This window comes from Pseudoalteromonas espejiana DSM 9414 (genome assembly GCF_002221525.1).
Lineage (GTDB): Bacteria > Pseudomonadota > Gammaproteobacteria > Enterobacterales > Alteromonadaceae > Pseudoalteromonas > Pseudoalteromonas espejiana.
Genome location: NZ_CP011028.1, coordinates 3693414 through 3710737 on the forward strand (window position 1 = coordinate 3693414; position 17324 = coordinate 3710737).

Below are 17324 nucleotides of genomic sequence, written 5' to 3' on the forward strand. Positions count from 1 at the left end.
TTCATTTATTTCTCCTTTTTTATTAATTAACTTATTAAAAAACTTCCGTCTGAACTTGTGTCTGTAAACTCTTCATTTTCAATATTTAAGCTATTTATTTTCTTTATAGCTTTAGTTCTTGAACCTAAATCTGGCTTATCTACTTCTATTGCTTCACCATATCTAAGCTCTATAACTCTATCTGCACTGGCTATTGTTTCAGGCCTATGTGCAATAATAATGCGTGTCACATCTAAATTTTTAACGGCTTCGTTTACTGAAAACTCTAGCTTTGTGTCTAAGTTACTTGTTGCTTCATCCATAAATAGAATTTTAGGTTTTCTGTACAAAGCTCTTGCTAGTAATAAACGCTGTATTTGTCCGCCCGATAATGCAGCCCCCATGTCACCAACGAGTGTGTTGTAGCCCATTGTCATTTGTAAAATATCGTTATCTATAGCCGCAATTTTGGCTGCCCATTCAACTTGTTGCATATCGAGCTCTGGGTCAAAAAACGATATATTGTCTGCTATTGATCCTGATAGAAGCTGGTCGTCCTGCATTACAGCTGCAATCTGCGTTCTATATTGACCAAGTCCTAGCTGTCTAATATCAACACCGTCTACCTCAATTTTTCCTTCGTCGGGTTCAAACAATCCAAGCATTAACTTTGCAAGCGTGGTTTTACCGCAACCCGACGGGCCAATAATGGCGACTGACTCTCCGGCTTTAATTGATAGGTCTAGGTGTTTAAATACCTGTGCTTCTTTTTTGTTATATCGGTAATTAATGCCTTTAAGCTCTATATCACCACTGATTTTTTTACCGCTCATTTTCCCTTGAATATCTTGCTCTTTCTCAGTTAAAGAAATATCAGCTAGGCGGTTAAAATGAAGACTAAGCATTTTAAATTCGATTATTTTTTCGATTAAGCTCGCCATTTTTTCTACAAATTGGCGTTTATAAGCCATAAAGGCAAACAACATACCGACCGTTAAATCACCTTCCATGACCAGCATGGCTGCAAAGTAAATAACTAGAACATTTTCAAGGCCAAAAATAACTTTATTAAACGCTTCGTAGCCTATGTTTAAATGACCTACTCGTATGCCTGAGTTCAAGCTATCTGCATATTTGTTATGCCACACACTTTGCCTTTGCACTTCTCGACCAAAAAGCTTAATGGTTTGAATACCCCTCACTGTTTCCATAAAGTTAGATTGCTCTTTTGCCTGATTAACAATCACCTCTTCTGACATTTGGCGAAGTGGACGGTACATTGCAATTCTGAATACGGCATAAATAGCTATTGCAATTAACACGATAACGCTCAGCTTTGGGCTATATAAAAAGATCATAATGAGTGTCGCAATAGCCATAACACCATCAATAACCGCTTCAATCACACCTTTAGTTAAAAGTTCTTTCACCTGTTGCAGTGAACCGAACCGAGAGACAACATCACCAATATGTCGCTTTTCAAAATACTGCAAAGGTAGTCTGACTAAATGATGAAATAAGTTTGCCCCGAGCTGTATACTCATCAAGTTACCAAAGTGTAGTAATAAAATGCTTCTAACTGCACCTGTCACCATTTCTATCGCCATCAACAACCCAAAACCAATAGCCAATATAGCGAGTAAATTTTTGTCAAAACTCAGAATCACCTCATCTACTACTAACTGCATGTAATAAGGACTCGCTATTGCAAATGCTTGTAGTAATAGTGATAAAACAAATACTTTACCTAGCGTTGATTTTAAGCCTGTTACTTTGCTCCAAAAGTCAGATAATTTTAAGTTCACCCGCGAATCTTCAGATTTAAACTCTTCAGTTGGACTAAGCTCTAACGCAACACCTGTAAAATGTTTAGAGAACTCCTCCATTGTATATTTTCGTTCGCCTAAACCTGGATCATGTATCTCTATTGACTTTTTAGTTACCTTTTTCAGAACCACAAAGTGATTCATATCCCAATGTAAAATACAGGGTGTTTTAAGCTGTGATAAATGTTCTAAATCTAACCTTAGTGCTCGTGTGCTTAACTTTAATTTATCTGCAATTTGCATTAGCTCTTCAAGGTTTGCACCCTTCAAAGATATTTCATGCTCTTGACGTAAACTAGTTAAGTCTGTTTTGTAACCATAATAAGCGGCAACCATTGCTATACTTGCTAACCCACACTCCGCAGCTTCTGTTTGTAAAATTACTGGGAGACGTTTTGTTCCGCTAAATTTTAATAAATGCATTGGGTTTTCCATCATACTGCTCCCTTAATGCTATATATTGGCTCAAATAACCACTCAAAGAGTGAACGACTATCTACCATAATGTCTGCTTCGAGTAACATACCTGCTTGCAAAGGAACTGAAGCTCCATAAGCTTGTGCATTTTGATTCGTTAGCTCTACAACCACTTGATACATTGGCTCTTGGAGCGACACTGGTAAAGCCGTCTCGTTTGGTAAAAGTATTGACTTAGAAACACTTTTTATTACTCCGTCATAAATACCAAAGCGTTGATACGGAAATGCCTGATAACGAATGCGTGTACTTTGCCCTTTCTGCACAAACCCATATGCCCTTGTGGGTACAAAAAGAACAGCTTCTAATTTTGTGTCTTCTGGTAACACTGCCATTAATGGATAATTTGATTGCGCCATCATCCCAGGTTTAACTAATAAGTTACTGATGCGACCGCTACGCTGACTTCTCACATCATAACTTCCTTGTGATTCAGCCTGGCTAATTTGCTGATTTATGTCAGCTAATTGAGAGCGTATTTGCGATTCAACTTCTTGCTGGTTCATCGGCATTTGTATTAATTCAAATCGATACTGACTTAGTAATTCTTTTTGTGAAAGTAACTGGGCTTCTAAATCTTCTGCTTGTTGCTGAATAGAAAAGTAATTATCTTTTACCGTTTCTAAATCGGCGTTAGAAGCAAATTGCTTTTCTATAAGCGACTCAGTATCAGTAACTCTTTTTTTACTTAAAACAACTCGTTTATTTAATAATGTCAGTTGTTTTTTAGACTGCGCCACTTGAAAAGTCGTACTCGCTATTTGAGATTCCAGTTTCTGAATACTGACTTCAGCTAATAATTTTTGATTTTGTAAGTTTTCATTTAAAAACTGCTTTTGCTTAGTTAATTCACTTACGATTACATCATTAATATCGTTACCAGAGGAAAGTAACCTTTCCATCCTGATCCGCGCTAACAGTTGCCCTTTGGTGACATGTTGGCCTTCTTCCACAAAAATCTCTTCAACGACCCCTGTTGTTAAAGGGTAAACTTTAGATAAACCAGTCGTTGGTCGCAAATAGCCAGAAACAACCTCTTTTCGGTGATATTCACCTAAAACAAGATATGTAAAACCAATAATCACAATCCCTAAAATTAGTCCGAGTATCCATGTAAAAGACATATGCGTTGCTATAGTTACTTCACCGTCAAGTTTTTGCCCTTGATGGTCAATCGCTTCTTTACGAAATAAATCAGACATATTTACACCATTGCCTCAGGTAGCGGTGTACTACAATGTAATTTCCATTCACCAGACTCTTTTACTAGCGAATGTAAATTGCTCGACACTTTATCTATATCATTGCCATCTATCTCGGCTTTAAAATTAACTACATCTCTTACAACTAATAGGTCGTCTTGTTTTGCAATTAGTGCAACATTTTGCAAAGTGAATTTAAAATCAAATTGCTTCCTTAGTGTTTCAAACTGTTGCTTGGTTGCATTAAATAAAGGGGAGCCAGAACAAAAGTAATTCTCTAGTTCATCTAAACTACCATCGCAGATTAATGCATAGTAACTACTAAAATATTCATTAAGCGTCATAGTAAACTCCAAATTATTTAACTTTCTAAAGAGGGCTTTTTCATAGTCCCCTCTGATTTGATGAGATTTATATTTACAGTTATTTTTTAATTTAGCAAATCAGAAAATAACAAATAAAAACAAATAAAAACAAGACTATAACTAAAAACATTACTTTCGGGTAAGGTCGAAATAGTGACTAGATTTGTTTTATTAACTTAGAGGTATTATTTTTTTGAGTTGCATTCATTTTTTTATTTACTATGTTCTTTACGCTATATGAAATTGTAGTGACATAGTTAATAAGCCATCGGTTAAGATATATTGTAAATTCAAATAAGTAATGTCTTAAAAAAAGCAAACACTAAGTGGACTTCCCATAGTTTGCTAGACACCCAATGAGTTACATTGTAACTTCGAAAAGAGGTGTTTTAAGAGCAAAGGCAAGCGTTATACCCCAGAGCTTAAAGAAGCGGCAATAAACAAGTTACTGAGCGTGGATATTCAGTTGCAGAAGTCACTGAACGATTAGATATTTGTACCAAAACTTTATATCACTGGCGGAGCCAGTTAACAGATCAAACTAAATCCATTCAATCATCAGATGAAAAGTTGAAGATCGCTAAATTAGAGGCTGAGTTAAAGCGTGTCACGGAGGTACGGAACATTTAAAAAAGGCCATAAAGCACTTTGCCAGCAACCCCTAGTAAAGTACGGCTTCATTCGAGAACACCAAAATGAGTTTTCCATCACTACGATGTGCCGGCTTTTAAGCTGCATCATAGTGGTTGTTTGTGTATGGTCAAACATTTTATGTAACCAATGGCGGCACGTATGGTAGCTCTTGGATACATGCTGACTTGCAAGAAGCTGATGAGCAATGCTGCGTAAATCGAGTTGCTAAGATTATGCGACAACATAAGCTTAAAGCGCAAATTGTGTATAAGCGTAGCCATATTAAAGGCGGTAAAGCATCACGGATTGTAGATAACTTATTAGCACGCAAATTTAACCCAGCTGCGCCGAACCAATCGTGGGTGAGCGACATTTCTTACATGGGAACTTATGAAGGTTTTTTATATGTAGCAACAGGAATGGATTTATTCTCTAGACGTATTATGGGGTGGCCAATGGATAACATATGGATAAACACCTTGTTATAAACGCACTGTTGATGGCTGTATATCAACGTCAACCGAAGAGTGAAGTAGTGAAGTAGTGAAGTAGTGAAGTAGTGAAGTAGTGAAGTAGTGAAGTAGTGAAGTAGTGAAGTAGTGAAGTAGTAGTGAGAAGTAGTGAAGTAGTGATGCATAGTATAGTGATCAAATTAGTCAATACGGTAGCGCTGATTATCGCGCATTCATGAAGGAACATAACCTTGTGCCTTCAATGAGTAGCGCAGGGAATTGTCATGATAATGCGGTTGCTGGAAGCTTTATTGCGACGATTAAAAAACGAACAATTAAGCGTAAGTTATACTCGATACGAGAAGATTCGAAAGCTGAGATATTTAATTTTATAGAAATGTCTTACAACCCCAAAAAACGCCATTCTCACAGGTGGCTTATTACCTGTTAAGTTTGAAGCTAGTGTAATATTCTGATTTAAAACAGTCTAGTGAAAGCTGGAAGTCCATCAGTTAGAAGTTTTTAATAGTTCTATTTTATTGATTACAAATATAAAACGTTGAAATTTCTGAAGTTACATGCTTTTGCAAAACGTCTGAGTTTAATTTCATTGATACTAAAATTGTCTTATTATTAACCCTGAAAACCTCGAAGGGAGAATTATACTCTTCCGAGCATATTAAAGTGCCCACCTTTAAAAAAGATTCAAAGTTAGAGGTACTTAGTGATGATAATACAGCATAGACAGCTTTACTTTTGATTTTGAATAATAATTCCCCCTGCCTAAAGAAGCTTTTGCTCCCAAATTCAGAACTATAAGTTATTATTCCGTCGAAAGTTGAGTTGAGATATTTTTCCTCTTTCGCGGCAATATACAATATTAATGGATCTTGCTTTTTTACCTTATCGCCTTTGCTAACATAAATCTCTAGAATCTCTCCTTGCTCTCGAGAATATAAATATTCCTGAATCTCAGGAGTATTTATATTCAACGTAGCTGAAAAGGTAACAGCTAAGAATAAATTGATTGTAAACAAGCCCACCGCCTTTAGTTGCTAATCTTTTGAAAGCCTACATCAGGCCCTATGATATCTGGGAGAGGTATGCTAGAAGGTGATGCGCCGTTTATAAGCTTTGTTTGTTTCATGTCTATAGCGTTACGACTATCAAACGTATTAGATCTTAAAACCTTGAGCTTTTTTTTCTTTAAAAATAGATTCATTTTATTAATCTCACTAATTATTTTTTTGGATGTTTTGTCACAATTAATTTAGCGCCAAAATTCGTTTTAAGGTAATTATGAATCCTTATGGTTTTCAGTAAGATTTTAATTTAAACTGTTGAATTATATCAAAAAAAATAAATTATGATTTAAAAAGTTTAAGGTAATACTTTCAAGGGTTTGTAATACTACTAAAAAGGCATTATCATTGTCTTTCCTTATTACATTTGCTCTTCTCGCACATGTAGCCCAAAGTACCGCCATACTTTGGGCATATTATATATACTCCAAGTTATATCCAATTACCCAACCAAGCTTATTTGAATAACGACAATGACTACTAATATTGTGCTCCTTGCAATCGTTATCAAAGCTATACTGAAGACTATATTTAGTGTAGACAGCCAAAATCAAATGTCATTGTTACAGCGAGCAATAGATTACCAAGCATTTTAAAGGCTATTAGCTTAATAAGCGGTATTAGTTGACACAGGAACTGTTAAGTTAATATGGCTGCAAAAAATTTTTCAATTCACGTAAGAAATGAATATATGTGACTAGCTATGAAGCACGAGCAGACTTATTTGGTTATATGATCTAGTTTGACTTCACAGCCAGTTAAGCCATCAGCCCCTTGAAGGTTTTAAAATCATATATAAATTGGCAAGCTAAGTTTTTGGGGTTAGGGGAAGAGCAAACTCTCCCACAGGAGGAGGCAATAACATTTTTTACCAGTCCGTTACTCTTTCTGGGCCGTGAGTAGGATATTCAACTATCACTTTTCAAGTTATTGGATCAGCTTTTATAGAGTGTATACTTTGTCCAACTTCAAAAGCCAATATAAAGTAGTTATTAAATTTCTTTAAAGCTAATAACTACTTATCTAAAGTTAGCCTAACAAGCTCGTTATTCTCTAGCTCTAAAACCTCTAAAAGCAGCTCTTTCCCCGAGTTAGAGGCTTGTATATTACTAATAAAATATTTCTTATTATCAATACTATAAACTTCAAGAGGTTTCACCTCGATACCCTTCGAGTAATCATACTCATATATTCGACTACCATTCGAGTGAAATAGTTTATTTCCAGCAATTGAAAAAGAATTTTTATAGCTTGATTTGTTTATCTTTCCACCCTTTTTTTGGGTTCCTGTAGATAAATCAAAAAATAATAACTCATCTAAATTATTCAAAAAAACAAACTTATTATTCGCTAACTGAGCAAACCATACAGCATTTTTTATCGGTAATAGTGTGCTCTTGGAGCTTGAGCGATTATAAATGTAGGATTGGCTTTTATTACCACTCCCCCCATATGCGATATATCCTATATTATTTTCTTTCAGATACTCTACTGATATTAAATTGTCAGTTGACTCGATAATATGTTTCATAGACAAGTTTTTATAATCTAAAATTTCTATCTTTCGCTGATCAAAACCTAAAGCTTCTTTTGAGTTTTTTGAAACTAGGAAGCCTTGATAAATTAAATTAGCTGGTTTTGAAGTTATCTTGTTATTTTTGTCAATAGTGTACAAACTATTTTCATTTTCAGATTGACTAAAAAATACGATACTTTCATCGACGAAGTTCGAAAACTTACTTCTATGGGAAGAAACTCTCTCAAAGGCTGCTGAAGATAAATCTAATTTATAGACGTTGTGTGAAAATGGGTAAGTTAAACCTAATATTTTATTCTGTGATATTGGAAATGTTAAAGAATAGGTACTTAGGCTATCAACTTTAACCTTACCTGCTATTCGGTTCCTTCTCAAAGAATAGTCATATAATACTTTATCTACATTGTCATACCATATTAACGAATCAGAGTTAGCATCATAATTCACAGTCCAAATTCTATTTTTAGTCTCGTATAGTTTAACCTGATCGCCCCCTTCTAAATCTGTCATGTATAACTCACTAGAATTGAACTGACGTCTTTCGAACACAATCTTACCTTTACTTTTTATATAAAATAGGTATTTATCACCGTAAGAATTTAAATTTGGTGAACTTATTTGAAATTCGTTTCCGGTTGATAAATTTCTATTTACTAGTACAGACAATTCACTCCTTTGCCTATATCCATATTTTGCGTATATAAAAGTGTCATTCCCCAAACCTATGTTTGTAGACATTAAAGGATCTGATGGCTGACATTCAAACAAATAATTACTATTTGCAAACTCATCTGTCCCAACATCCCAAAGTTCACATTTACTTTGAGTTTGTAATCTATAAATAACCCGGTTACTATCAGCCGACCATCCAGCAGGAAAAATATTAGCGTTAGGATCCGATATTTTTCTTTCTTGGCCTGTACTTAAATTTTTAATTAATAACGATGAATAATGTTGGCCTTTTTGTATGTAAGATATCGATACAGAAGAGTTATCAGGTGAAAGCATCATCTGGTTGTACACTCCTCGCATCCATGAAAGAGTCTCTTCATTGTACTTTTTATTAGTAACTATGGTTTTTCCTGGGGCAGACTTTAAATCAGTGAAGGCATCTTTATCGACGAAGATAGAATAAAAGAAGTAAAAAGAAGTAGCTACAATTATCATTATAGCCACAGGAACATTTAAAATTTTTCTTCTACTTTGATATTTTACAGCTTCTATTTCACTAACCGTATCAGCATTTCCTTTGTGATATACAATTTCAGGTTCTAAGAAAAAGCTATACCCCTTTCTGTAGTGTGTTTTTACGACTAAACCACGTTGCACTTCAGATTTTAGAACTTTTCTTAGTTCTGACATTGCTCGATTAATTGCATTGTCATCAACATAATGTTGACACCAAACATCGTCTATCAGGTCTTGGCGGGTAATAATCTCATCTTTGTTAATAATCAAATAAGAAAGTATTTTAAATAGGAGTGGCTCTAATTCTCTTTCAACATCACCATCTGTAATTATTTGCAGTTTTGGATTTAGGGTCCAAGCACCAAACTTGACTTCTTTGACACTTCGAGGGAAATTTGCTTCTTTCATAATTATTATGATCCAACATCCATATCACAGCTTGAGAATAAAAATGTTTAAAACTGTTTTAAATGCAAAAAAAAACATTAACGTGAGATTAACAGCTATGTAAAGTAATGTCATCCAGCAGGCACAAAAAAGCCCACATAAAGTGGGCTTTTTAAAACCGGATAGGCTTACTTTTTACGTAATTGCTGAATTACGCGAAGTTGTGCAATAGCTTCCGCTAGTTGCATAGCTGCTTTTTGATAATCAAATTCAGCAGCTGACGCGTTAGCCATTTGGCTTTCTGCGTCACGTTTAGCTTGCTCTGCAGCTTGCTCGTCAAGGTCTTCACCACGAACAGCTGTATCAGCAAGTACGGTTACTATGTTCGGTTGAACTTCTAGTGTACCGCCAGCAATGTAGATCAGTTTTTCTTCACCAAATTGCTTAACTAAACGTACCATACCAGGTTTAAGGGCAGTTAGTAGTGGGGCGTGACCGGCATTAACACCAAGCTCACCTTCACTACCAGATACTTGAATCGATTCAACTAGACCAGAGAACAAGCTCTGTTCTGCGCTTACTACGTCAAGATGTACAGTCATAGCTGCCATACTACCCTCCTAATTACATGCTTTTAGCTTTTTCTTGAGCTTCTTCGATAGAGCCAACCATGTAGAACGCTTGCTCTGGAAGGTCATCAAACTCACCGTTTAAGATGCCTTTAAAGCCAGCAATTGTATCTTTTAGTGATACGTATTTACCAGACGCGCCTGTAAACACCTCTGCCACGAAGAATGGCTGAGATAGGAAACGTTGGATTTTACGTGCACGAGATACAAGTTGCTTATCTTCGTCAGAAAGCTCGTCCATACCTAGGATTGCAATGATGTCTTTAAGTTCTTTGTAACGCTGAAGAACTGTTTGAACGCCACGTGCTGTATCGTAGTGCTCTTGACCAATTACTAATGGGTCAAGTTGACGTGAAGATGAATCAAGTGGATCTACCGCTGGGTAAATACCAAGTGATGCGATATCACGTGAAAGTACTACTGTTGCATCTAAGTGAGCAAAGGTCGTTGCTGGAGATGGATCCGTTAAATCATCCGCAGGTACGTATACCGCTTGGATTGATGTAATTGAACCAGTCTTAGTTGAAGCGATACGCTCTTGAAGCACACCCATTTCTTCAGCTAGTGTAGGCTGGTAACCTACCGCTGATGGCATACGACCAAGTAGTGCAGATACTTCTGTACCAGCAAGCGTGTAACGGTAGATGTTATCTACGAAGAAAAGTACATCGCGACCTTCGTCACGGAACTTTTCAGCCATAGTAAGACCTGTTAACGCTACGCGTAAACGGTTACCTGGAGGCTCGTTCATCTGACCGTATACAAGCGATACTTTATCAAGTACGTTTGAATCGTTCATCTCATGGTAGAAATCGTTACCCTCACGAGTACGCTCACCAACACCTGCGAATACTGAGTAGCCGCTGTGCTCGATTGCGATGTTACGGATAAGTTCCATCATGTTTACGGTTTTACCTACACCGGCACCACCGAATAAACCAACTTTACCACCTTTAGCAAATGGACATACAAGGTCGATTACCTTGATACCAGTTTCTAAAAGCTCAACTGAACTTGATTGCTCTTCGTATGAAGGCGCTGCACGGTGAATAGACATACGGTCTTCTTCGCCGATTGGGCCAGCTTCATCGATTGGCTCACCAAGTACGTTCATGATACGACCAAGTGTTGCTTTACCAACTGGAACTTGAATCGCTTCACCTGTATTTTCTACCGCTGCGCCACGACGTAAACCGTCAGTAGTACCTAGTGCGATAGTACGAACAACACCGCCACCTAGCTGCTGTTGAACTTCTAAAGTCAAACCAGCTAAATCGCCATCTGTTACTTTTAGCGCGTCATATACGGCTGGCACGTTGTCTTGAGAAAACTCAATATCCACAACGGCACCGATAATTTGGACGACCTTACCTAAACTCATGTCTATTCCTCTCGTTAATCTTTGCCTGAAGCATTAAACTGCGGCTGAACCAGAAACAATCTCACTAATTTCTTGTGTGATTGCCGCTTGGCGGGCCTTGTTATAAACAAGCTGTAACTCATCCATAAGGTCGCCGGCATTATCTGTTGCAGCTTTCATTGCAACCATACGGGCAGCCTGTTCAGAGGCAGCGTTCTCAACCACACCTTGGTATACCTGAGACTCAACGAAGCGCACTAATAAAGACTCTAAAATAGCCTCTGGGCTTGGCTCGTATAAGTAGTCCCATGTGTGGGCAGATACTTCTTCTTCAGCTTTTGGCAAAGGGAGTAACTGATCTATTGTTGGCTCTTGCTTCATGGTATTAACAAAGTTGTTGTATACCAGGAATAAACGGTCAATTTTACCTTCAGAGAATGCATCTAGCATTATTTTTACAGGACCAATAACGTCTTGTACTGAAGGCTTATCTCCTAGGCCTGCTTTTTTAGCAAGCACTTGACCACCAAAGCGTTGGAAGAAACCAGCAGCTTTGCTGCCTAAAGTTGCAAACTCTGCGTCTACACCTTTTTCTTTCCATGCTTTAATGTCTAATGCAACTTTTTTAAACTCGTTTGAGTTTAAGCCGCCACATAGACCACGGTCAGTAGAGATAACAATATAACCAACTCGTTTTACTTCACGCTCTTCTAAGAACGGGTGAGTAAAATCAAGATTTGCTTGAGCAACACGACCAATCACTTTGCGTAATTTGTCAGCGTATGGACGGCTTGAAGCCACTCGTTCTTGCGCCTTTTTCATTTTAGACGCAGCAACCATTTCCATTGCGCTGGTGATCTTTTGAGTATTTTTAATACTCCCGATCTTGCTTTTAATCTCTTTTCCGCTGGCCATGACTCTCTCTCCGAATCAAGGTGTGCTTTAGTAAACTAAAGCGCACCATTAATAACTAAATTACCAAGTTTGCGTAGACTTGAACTTCTCTAGAAGCTCTTTAAGTTGCGCTTCGATCTCGGCGTTGTAGTTACCAGTTTCATTGATTTGAGCCACAAGCTCTGCGTATGTGCTACTTGCGTAAGAAAGTAAAGCTGCTTCGAAATCCATGATTTTAGCGATTTCGATATCTTTAAGATAACCTTTCTCAGCTGCAAATAACGACAAAGACATTTCAGCAACAGACATTGGCGCGTACTGTTTCTGCTTCATTAGCTCTGTTACACGCTCACCATGCTCAAGTTGAGCACGTGTAGCATCATCAAGGTCAGACGCGAACTGCGAGAACGCAGCTAATTCACGGTACTGAGCTAGGGCTAGACGAATACCGCCACCTAGTTTCTTAACGATTTTAGTTTGTGCAGCACCACCAACACGCGATACCGAGATACCAGCATTTACTGCCGGACGGATACCTGAGTTGAATAAGTCAGTTTCTAAGAAGATCTGACCATCGGTGATAGAGATAACGTTTGTCGGTACGAACGCAGAAACGTCGCCGCCTTGAGTTTCAATGATTGGCAATGCCGTCAATGAACCAGTTTGTCCTTTCACTTCACCGTTTGTGAACTTTTCAACGTAATCAGCGTTTACACGCGATGCACGTTCTAAAAGACGCGAGTGAAGGTAGAATACGTCACCTGGGTATGCTTCACGACCCGGTGGACGCTTAAGTAGTAATGAGATTTGACGGTAAGCAACTGCTTGCTTAGATAAATCATCATATACGATTAATGCGTTTTCACCACGGTCACGGAAGTATTCACCCATAGTACAGCCCGAGAACGGTGCTAAGTACTGAAGTGCCGCAGACTCAGAAGCAGATGCTACAACTACGATAGTATTTGCAAGTGCACCGTGCTCTTCTAATTTACGTACTACGTTAGCAATAGTAGATGCTTTTTGACCAACCGCTACGTACACACACTTAACGCCTGTGTTCTTTTGGTTGATGATTGCATCGATTGCTAGTGCAGTTTTACCTGTTTGGCGGTCACCGATTACAAGCTCACGCTGACCACGACCAACTGGGATCATAGCATCAATAGATTTGTAACCAGTTTGTACTGGCTCATCTACAGATTGACGCTCGATTACACCTGGTGCAATTTTTTCTACAGGTTCAAAACCGTCGTTATCTAAAGCGCCTTTACCGTCGATAGGAGCACCTAGTGTGTTTACAACACGACCAAGTAAACCAGCACCAACAGGAACTTCTAAGATACGACCAGTTGTGTATACTTTTACGCCTTCAGTAAGGTCAGCGTAAGGACCCATTACTACTGCACCAATTGAGTCACGCTCAAGGTTTAGTGCGATAGCATAACGGTTGCCTGGAAGCTCAATCATTTCACCTTGCATACAGTCAGCAAGACCGTGGATGCGGATGATACCGTCAGTAACAGATACAATTGTACCTTCGTTACGAGCTTCACTTACAACTTCGAACTGCTCAATACGTTGTTTGATCAGATCTGAAATTTCAGTGGAATTAAGTTGCATGCTCTTTTTCCCAATTACGATTGTAGTGTTGTGGCTAAGCGGTTTAATTTACCGCGTACTGAGCCGTCGATTACAGTGTCACCCGCCTTAATAATAAGGCCTCCAACAACTGCAGCGTCTTCACTACAATTCAGCTTAACTTTGCGTGCGAAACGTTTTTCAAGTGTCGCTACCAATGACTCTTGCTGCTGTGCAGCAAGAGGGGTTGCCGAAATCACATCTACGTCGATTTCTTTGTCATACTCTGCTTTAAAAGCAGCGAATAACTGAGCAACCTCAGGCAGTGCAATCAAACGTCCATTTTCAGCCATCACCTTCACTAGGTTCTGACCTTGTTCGTTGAGCTGCTCAGCACATAAGTTAATAAATAACTCAGCTTGTGCAGTAGCAGTAGGCAATCCAGCTAAAATGGCTGATGCTTGTTCATTGCTGGCAACTTCGCCTGCAAAGAACAACATGTCATTCCAGCTTTCAATAGCGCCTTTTTCAACGGCAAGTTCAAAAGCCGCTTTAGCGTATGGGCGAGCGATAGTAGTCAATTCAGACATGCTCATACCCTCCTAATTACAGCTCAGCGACAAGTTTTTCAACGATGTCACTATGTGCGGCTTGATTGATTTCACGCTCTAAAATTCGTTCTGCGCCAACCACTGCCAGAGTTGCTACTTGCTTACGTAGCTCTTCTGTTACACGGTTACGCTCTGATTCAATTTCAGAGTGCCCTTGAGCAATAATTTTTTCACGCTCTTCTTGTCCACGAACAGTTTCTTCGTCAACAATTAGCACGGCACGCTTTTTAGCTTGTTCAATGATATCAGCCGCTTGAGCTTTTGCATCTTTAAGCTGTTCTGCAGCTTTTTGTTGCGCAAGTTCTAAGTCTTTTTCGGCTCTATCAGAGGCAGCTAAACCATCTTCAATTTTCTTCTGGCGAGCTTCAATTGCACCATTTAGTGGTGGCCATACATATTTCATACAAAATAGTACAAACACCGTAAACGCAATTAATTCACCGATAAGAGTGGCTGTTATGTTCACGACCGCTCCTCCTTAAAATAGTAAGCTGTTCAAAAAATAAAATTAAAGTACGAACAGGATTACCATTGCGATACCAACACCGATCATTGCTACCGCATCGATTAGACCAGCTAGGATGAACATCTTAACTTGTAGTGAAGGTGCAAGCTCAGGTTGACGCGCACATGCTTCTAGGAATTTACCACCCATGTTACCGAAGCCGATAGCAGTACCGATTGCACCGAAGCCGATAAGTAAAGCAACTGCGATGTACTTAAGACCTAATACTAGTTCCATTTTTTTCTCCAAAGTTTCAATTGTTAAAGTTAAATATAAAAAGTGTATAAATTAGTGATTGTCTGAACTTGCCATGCTTAAGTAAACAATGGTTAGCATCATAAATACGAATGCTTGTAACACGATTACTAAGATATGGAATACAGCCCAAACAAAGTGCAACGGAAGTTGCATTAAACCAACTGCGCCGATAAGTATGAATATCAATTCACCAGCGTATAAGTTACCGAATAAACGCAGTGCTAACGAGAAAGGCTTAGACACTAAAGCGATTGTTTCTAGTAATAAATTACAAGGAATTAAGAAAATCATAGCCACTTTACTATTAGAGCTAAACGGGTGAAGCGTAAGCTCTTTAATAAAGCCGCCAATCCCTTTAATTTTAATAGAGTAACCGATCATCAGAATAAACACGCCAATAGCCAAAGCTGCGGTTAAGTTTATGTCTGTGGTAGGTACAATTTTCATGTATACGTCGTGTGAATCCATGCCAAAGGCTTGTTCACCAACAAAACCAGCTAATGCAGGTAAGAAGTCAACAGGGATTAAATCCATTAAGTTCATTAAGAACACCCAAACAAAAATTGTTAAGGCTAATGGAGCAATTAACTTGCTTTTACCGTGGTAAGTGTCACGTACGTTGTCGCCAACGAACTCAACAATCATTTCAATAAAACATTGAAATTTACCAGGTACTCCTGTGTGTGCTTTTTTTGCGGCGCTACGGAAAGTCCATAAAAATATTAGACCTAGTCCGATTGACCATGCGAGGGTATCTATATTCCATGTCCAGAAACCACTGTCTGCACACGCTTTGTTGAAGGCAAGACCTGAGTCGGTCATACACATCTTAGCGTTTGTTAAGTGATGCTGGATATGGCTTGATATAGTAACTTCTTCTGCAGCCATGTTATATCCCAAAGTTAATGTTTAAAAAAAACGGGTGCGAACAATCCAGTAAAGAGCACAAATACATAAACACAAAAAAACGGCACTAAAACGACCGTGGTTGACTTGAGTATCAGTGCAAACAATACGATTGTTAGCATAAATTTTAATCCGTTACCGCGTTTTAACGAGGTATACGCTTGATTTGCTTGGCTTGCACCCATAAATCTGAATGCATAAAGCGCAAATACTAGGTGAGGAAGTATTGCTACTGCACTACCAGCTAATGCTGATAAGCTAGCATCGACTCCCCAACCAACAAAAATAATTACTGCAGCTACTAAAGCTACGATACCCTGAAGACAAATTAATTTAAATGCGGCAAGCCTATAAGGTCTTGCTAACTTATTAGTCACGTTTAGTTAACCTTTATGGCGTTCTAATTGTTAGGGTGTGAAAACTGGCGAAATTATACTTAATCCTACCAGTTTTGCAACTTGAGTAGACGCTTTGTAACACAAAATAGCTACAAATGTCTCTTATTGGACATGTAAAATTTTAATGGTCGGTATTGCTGTGATTTATACGATTTAAAATGCCATCTAGTTCGTCTAAATTGGTGTAAGAAATAACCAGTTTACCCTTACCTTTAGCATTATAATTTATTTCAACTTTAGCCCCTAAGTTGTCGGCTAGTTTTTGCTCTAAACGCTTAACATCAGGGTCTTTTTCTGGGGCTTCTTTGGCGGCAACAGGCTCTAAAATTGAACGCACTAGCTTTTCAGTTTCGCGTACTGTTAGTGCCTTGGCAACAGCAAGTCTTGCTGCGTCAGATTGTGGTTCGCCTTCAAGGGCTAATAAACAACGTGCATGGCCCATTTCTATGTCACCATGCTCTAACAGTATTTTAACATCATTGTTTAAGTTGTTTAAGCGTAGCAAATTGGTCACAGTAGTACGTGATTTACCTACTGCATCTGCAACTTGTTGGTGAGTCAGTTCAAATTCGTTTAGCAATCTATTTAAGGCTATTGCTTCTTCCATTGCGTTTAAATCTTCGCGCTGAATGTTCTCTATTAAAGCAATAGCAACTGCGGCTTCATCTGGTACGTCTTTAACAATACACGGAACACTTTCAAGCTTCGCTATTTGCGCTGCACGCCAACGACGTTCACCGGCAATTATTTCAAAGCTATTTTCTGCAATAGGGCGCACAACAATTGGCTGAATAATACCTTGTGAGCGAATAGAACTGGCTAGTTCTTCAAGCGCTTCTTCAGACATGTCTTTACGAGGCTGATATTTACCCGAATGTAAAAACTCAATAGGTAATTTTTGTAATTCGCTATCAGCAGCCTGTGCTGGGGTTTGTACAACATCAGTCACATTTACTGTGTCTTGTTCCTTGCTTGGGCTTGGCGCTGGTTTTGATGAACTTAAAAGGGCATCGAGTCCTCGGCCTAAACCTCGTTTTTTAGCAGACATGTTATT

Annotated in this window: 16 protein-coding genes and 1 pseudogene; 2 read left to right on the forward strand and 15 right to left on the reverse strand. The window is 38.4% G+C overall.

Features of this window, described 5'->3' with window-relative positions; translation table 11 throughout:
• Positions 1-26: 26 nt before the first annotated feature.
• The 3 genes from PESP_RS16740 to PESP_RS16750 are packed head-to-tail and all read right to left on the reverse strand — an operon-like array spanning position 27 to position 3828.
• Complete coding sequence (locus PESP_RS16740) at positions 27-2240, reverse strand: peptidase domain-containing ABC transporter (protein WP_089349200.1); 2214 nt, start codon at positions 2238-2240, stop codon at positions 27-29.
• Entirely contained in the window at positions 2240-3484 is a 1245-nt protein-coding gene (locus tag PESP_RS16745) for an HlyD family secretion protein (protein WP_089349035.1), read from the reverse strand. The genes PESP_RS16740 and PESP_RS16745 overlap by 1 nt, the downstream gene beginning before the upstream one ends.
• A 2-nt stretch (positions 3485-3486) precedes the next feature.
• Positions 3487-3828 carry a hypothetical protein gene (locus tag PESP_RS16750; protein WP_089349036.1) on the reverse strand — a complete coding sequence of 114 codons (342 nt, stop codon included), beginning with the start codon at positions 3826-3828 and terminating at the stop codon, positions 3487-3489.
• Positions 3829-4299: 471 nt separating this feature from the next.
• Between PESP_RS16750 and PESP_RS20765 the strand changes: the two are divergent.
• Positions 4300-4479 (forward strand): annotated as a pseudogene (locus tag PESP_RS20765) (transposase); the annotation flags it as partial.
• Between the two features lie 122 nt (positions 4480-4601).
• Positions 4602-4970, forward strand: a complete 369-nt coding sequence (locus tag PESP_RS16760) for an IS3 family transposase (RefSeq protein ID WP_164504440.1) — start codon at positions 4602-4604, stop codon at positions 4968-4970.
• A gap of 500 nt (positions 4971-5470) precedes the next feature.
• On the opposite strand, the gene PESP_RS16765 is transcribed toward PESP_RS16760, so the two are convergent.
• The 12 genes from PESP_RS16765 to PESP_RS16820 form a co-directional block, all read right to left on the reverse strand.
• On the reverse strand, positions 5471-5971 hold the full coding sequence (locus PESP_RS16765) for a hypothetical protein (protein WP_089349038.1): 501 nt from the start codon (positions 5969-5971) through the stop codon (positions 5471-5473).
• 1060 nt (positions 5972-7031) lie between these two features.
• Positions 7032-9149, reverse strand: a complete 2118-nt coding sequence (locus PESP_RS16770) for a winged helix-turn-helix domain-containing protein (RefSeq protein WP_089349039.1) — start codon at positions 9147-9149, stop codon at positions 7032-7034.
• A 167-nt stretch (positions 9150-9316) separates the two neighbouring features.
• Positions 9317-9739, reverse strand: a complete 423-nt coding sequence (locus PESP_RS16775) for a F0F1 ATP synthase subunit epsilon (RefSeq protein WP_089349040.1) — start codon at positions 9737-9739, stop codon at positions 9317-9319.
• Positions 9740-9752: 13 nt separating this feature from the next.
• A complete protein-coding gene (gene atpD / locus PESP_RS16780) occupies positions 9753-11138 on the reverse strand; it encodes a F0F1 ATP synthase subunit beta (RefSeq protein WP_089349041.1) in 1386 nt (461 codons plus the stop codon).
• A gap of 33 nt (positions 11139-11171) precedes the next feature.
• The gene (gene atpG, locus PESP_RS16785) at positions 11172-12032 is read right to left on the reverse strand and encodes a F0F1 ATP synthase subunit gamma (protein WP_089349042.1); all 861 of its coding nucleotides are present in this window, start codon (positions 12030-12032) and stop codon (positions 11172-11174) included.
• Positions 12033-12092: 60 nt separating this feature from the next.
• Positions 12093-13634: a F0F1 ATP synthase subunit alpha gene (gene atpA / locus PESP_RS16790; protein ID WP_089349043.1), complete on the reverse strand. Its 1542-nt coding sequence runs from the start codon at positions 13632-13634 to the stop codon at positions 12093-12095.
• Positions 13635-13648: 14 nt separating this feature from the next.
• Positions 13649-14182, reverse strand: coding sequence for a F0F1 ATP synthase subunit delta (gene atpH / locus PESP_RS16795; protein ID WP_089349201.1), 534 nt, complete (start codon positions 14180-14182; stop codon positions 13649-13651).
• A gap of 16 nt (positions 14183-14198) precedes the next feature.
• Positions 14199-14669 carry a F0F1 ATP synthase subunit B gene (gene atpF / locus PESP_RS16800; RefSeq protein ID WP_089349044.1) on the reverse strand — a complete coding sequence of 157 codons (471 nt, stop codon included), beginning with the start codon at positions 14667-14669 and terminating at the stop codon, positions 14199-14201.
• Positions 14670-14711: 42 nt separating this feature from the next.
• The gene (gene atpE, locus PESP_RS16805; protein ID WP_004588071.1) at positions 14712-14945 is read right to left on the reverse strand and encodes a F0F1 ATP synthase subunit C; all 234 of its coding nucleotides are present in this window, start codon (positions 14943-14945) and stop codon (positions 14712-14714) included.
• Positions 14946-14996: 51 nt separating this feature from the next.
• A complete protein-coding gene (atpB, locus tag PESP_RS16810) occupies positions 14997-15854 on the reverse strand; it encodes a F0F1 ATP synthase subunit A (RefSeq protein WP_089349045.1) in 858 nt (285 codons plus the stop codon).
• A gap of 14 nt (positions 15855-15868) precedes the next feature.
• The gene (locus PESP_RS16815) at positions 15869-16249 is read right to left on the reverse strand and encodes an ATP synthase subunit I (protein WP_089349046.1); all 381 of its coding nucleotides are present in this window, start codon (positions 16247-16249) and stop codon (positions 15869-15871) included.
• A 142-nt stretch (positions 16250-16391) separates the two neighbouring features.
• Positions 16392-17318 (reverse strand): ParB/RepB/Spo0J family partition protein, encoded by a 927-nt coding sequence (locus PESP_RS16820; protein WP_089349047.1) that lies wholly within the window; start codon positions 17316-17318, stop codon positions 16392-16394.
• Positions 17319-17324 lie beyond the last annotated feature (6 nt).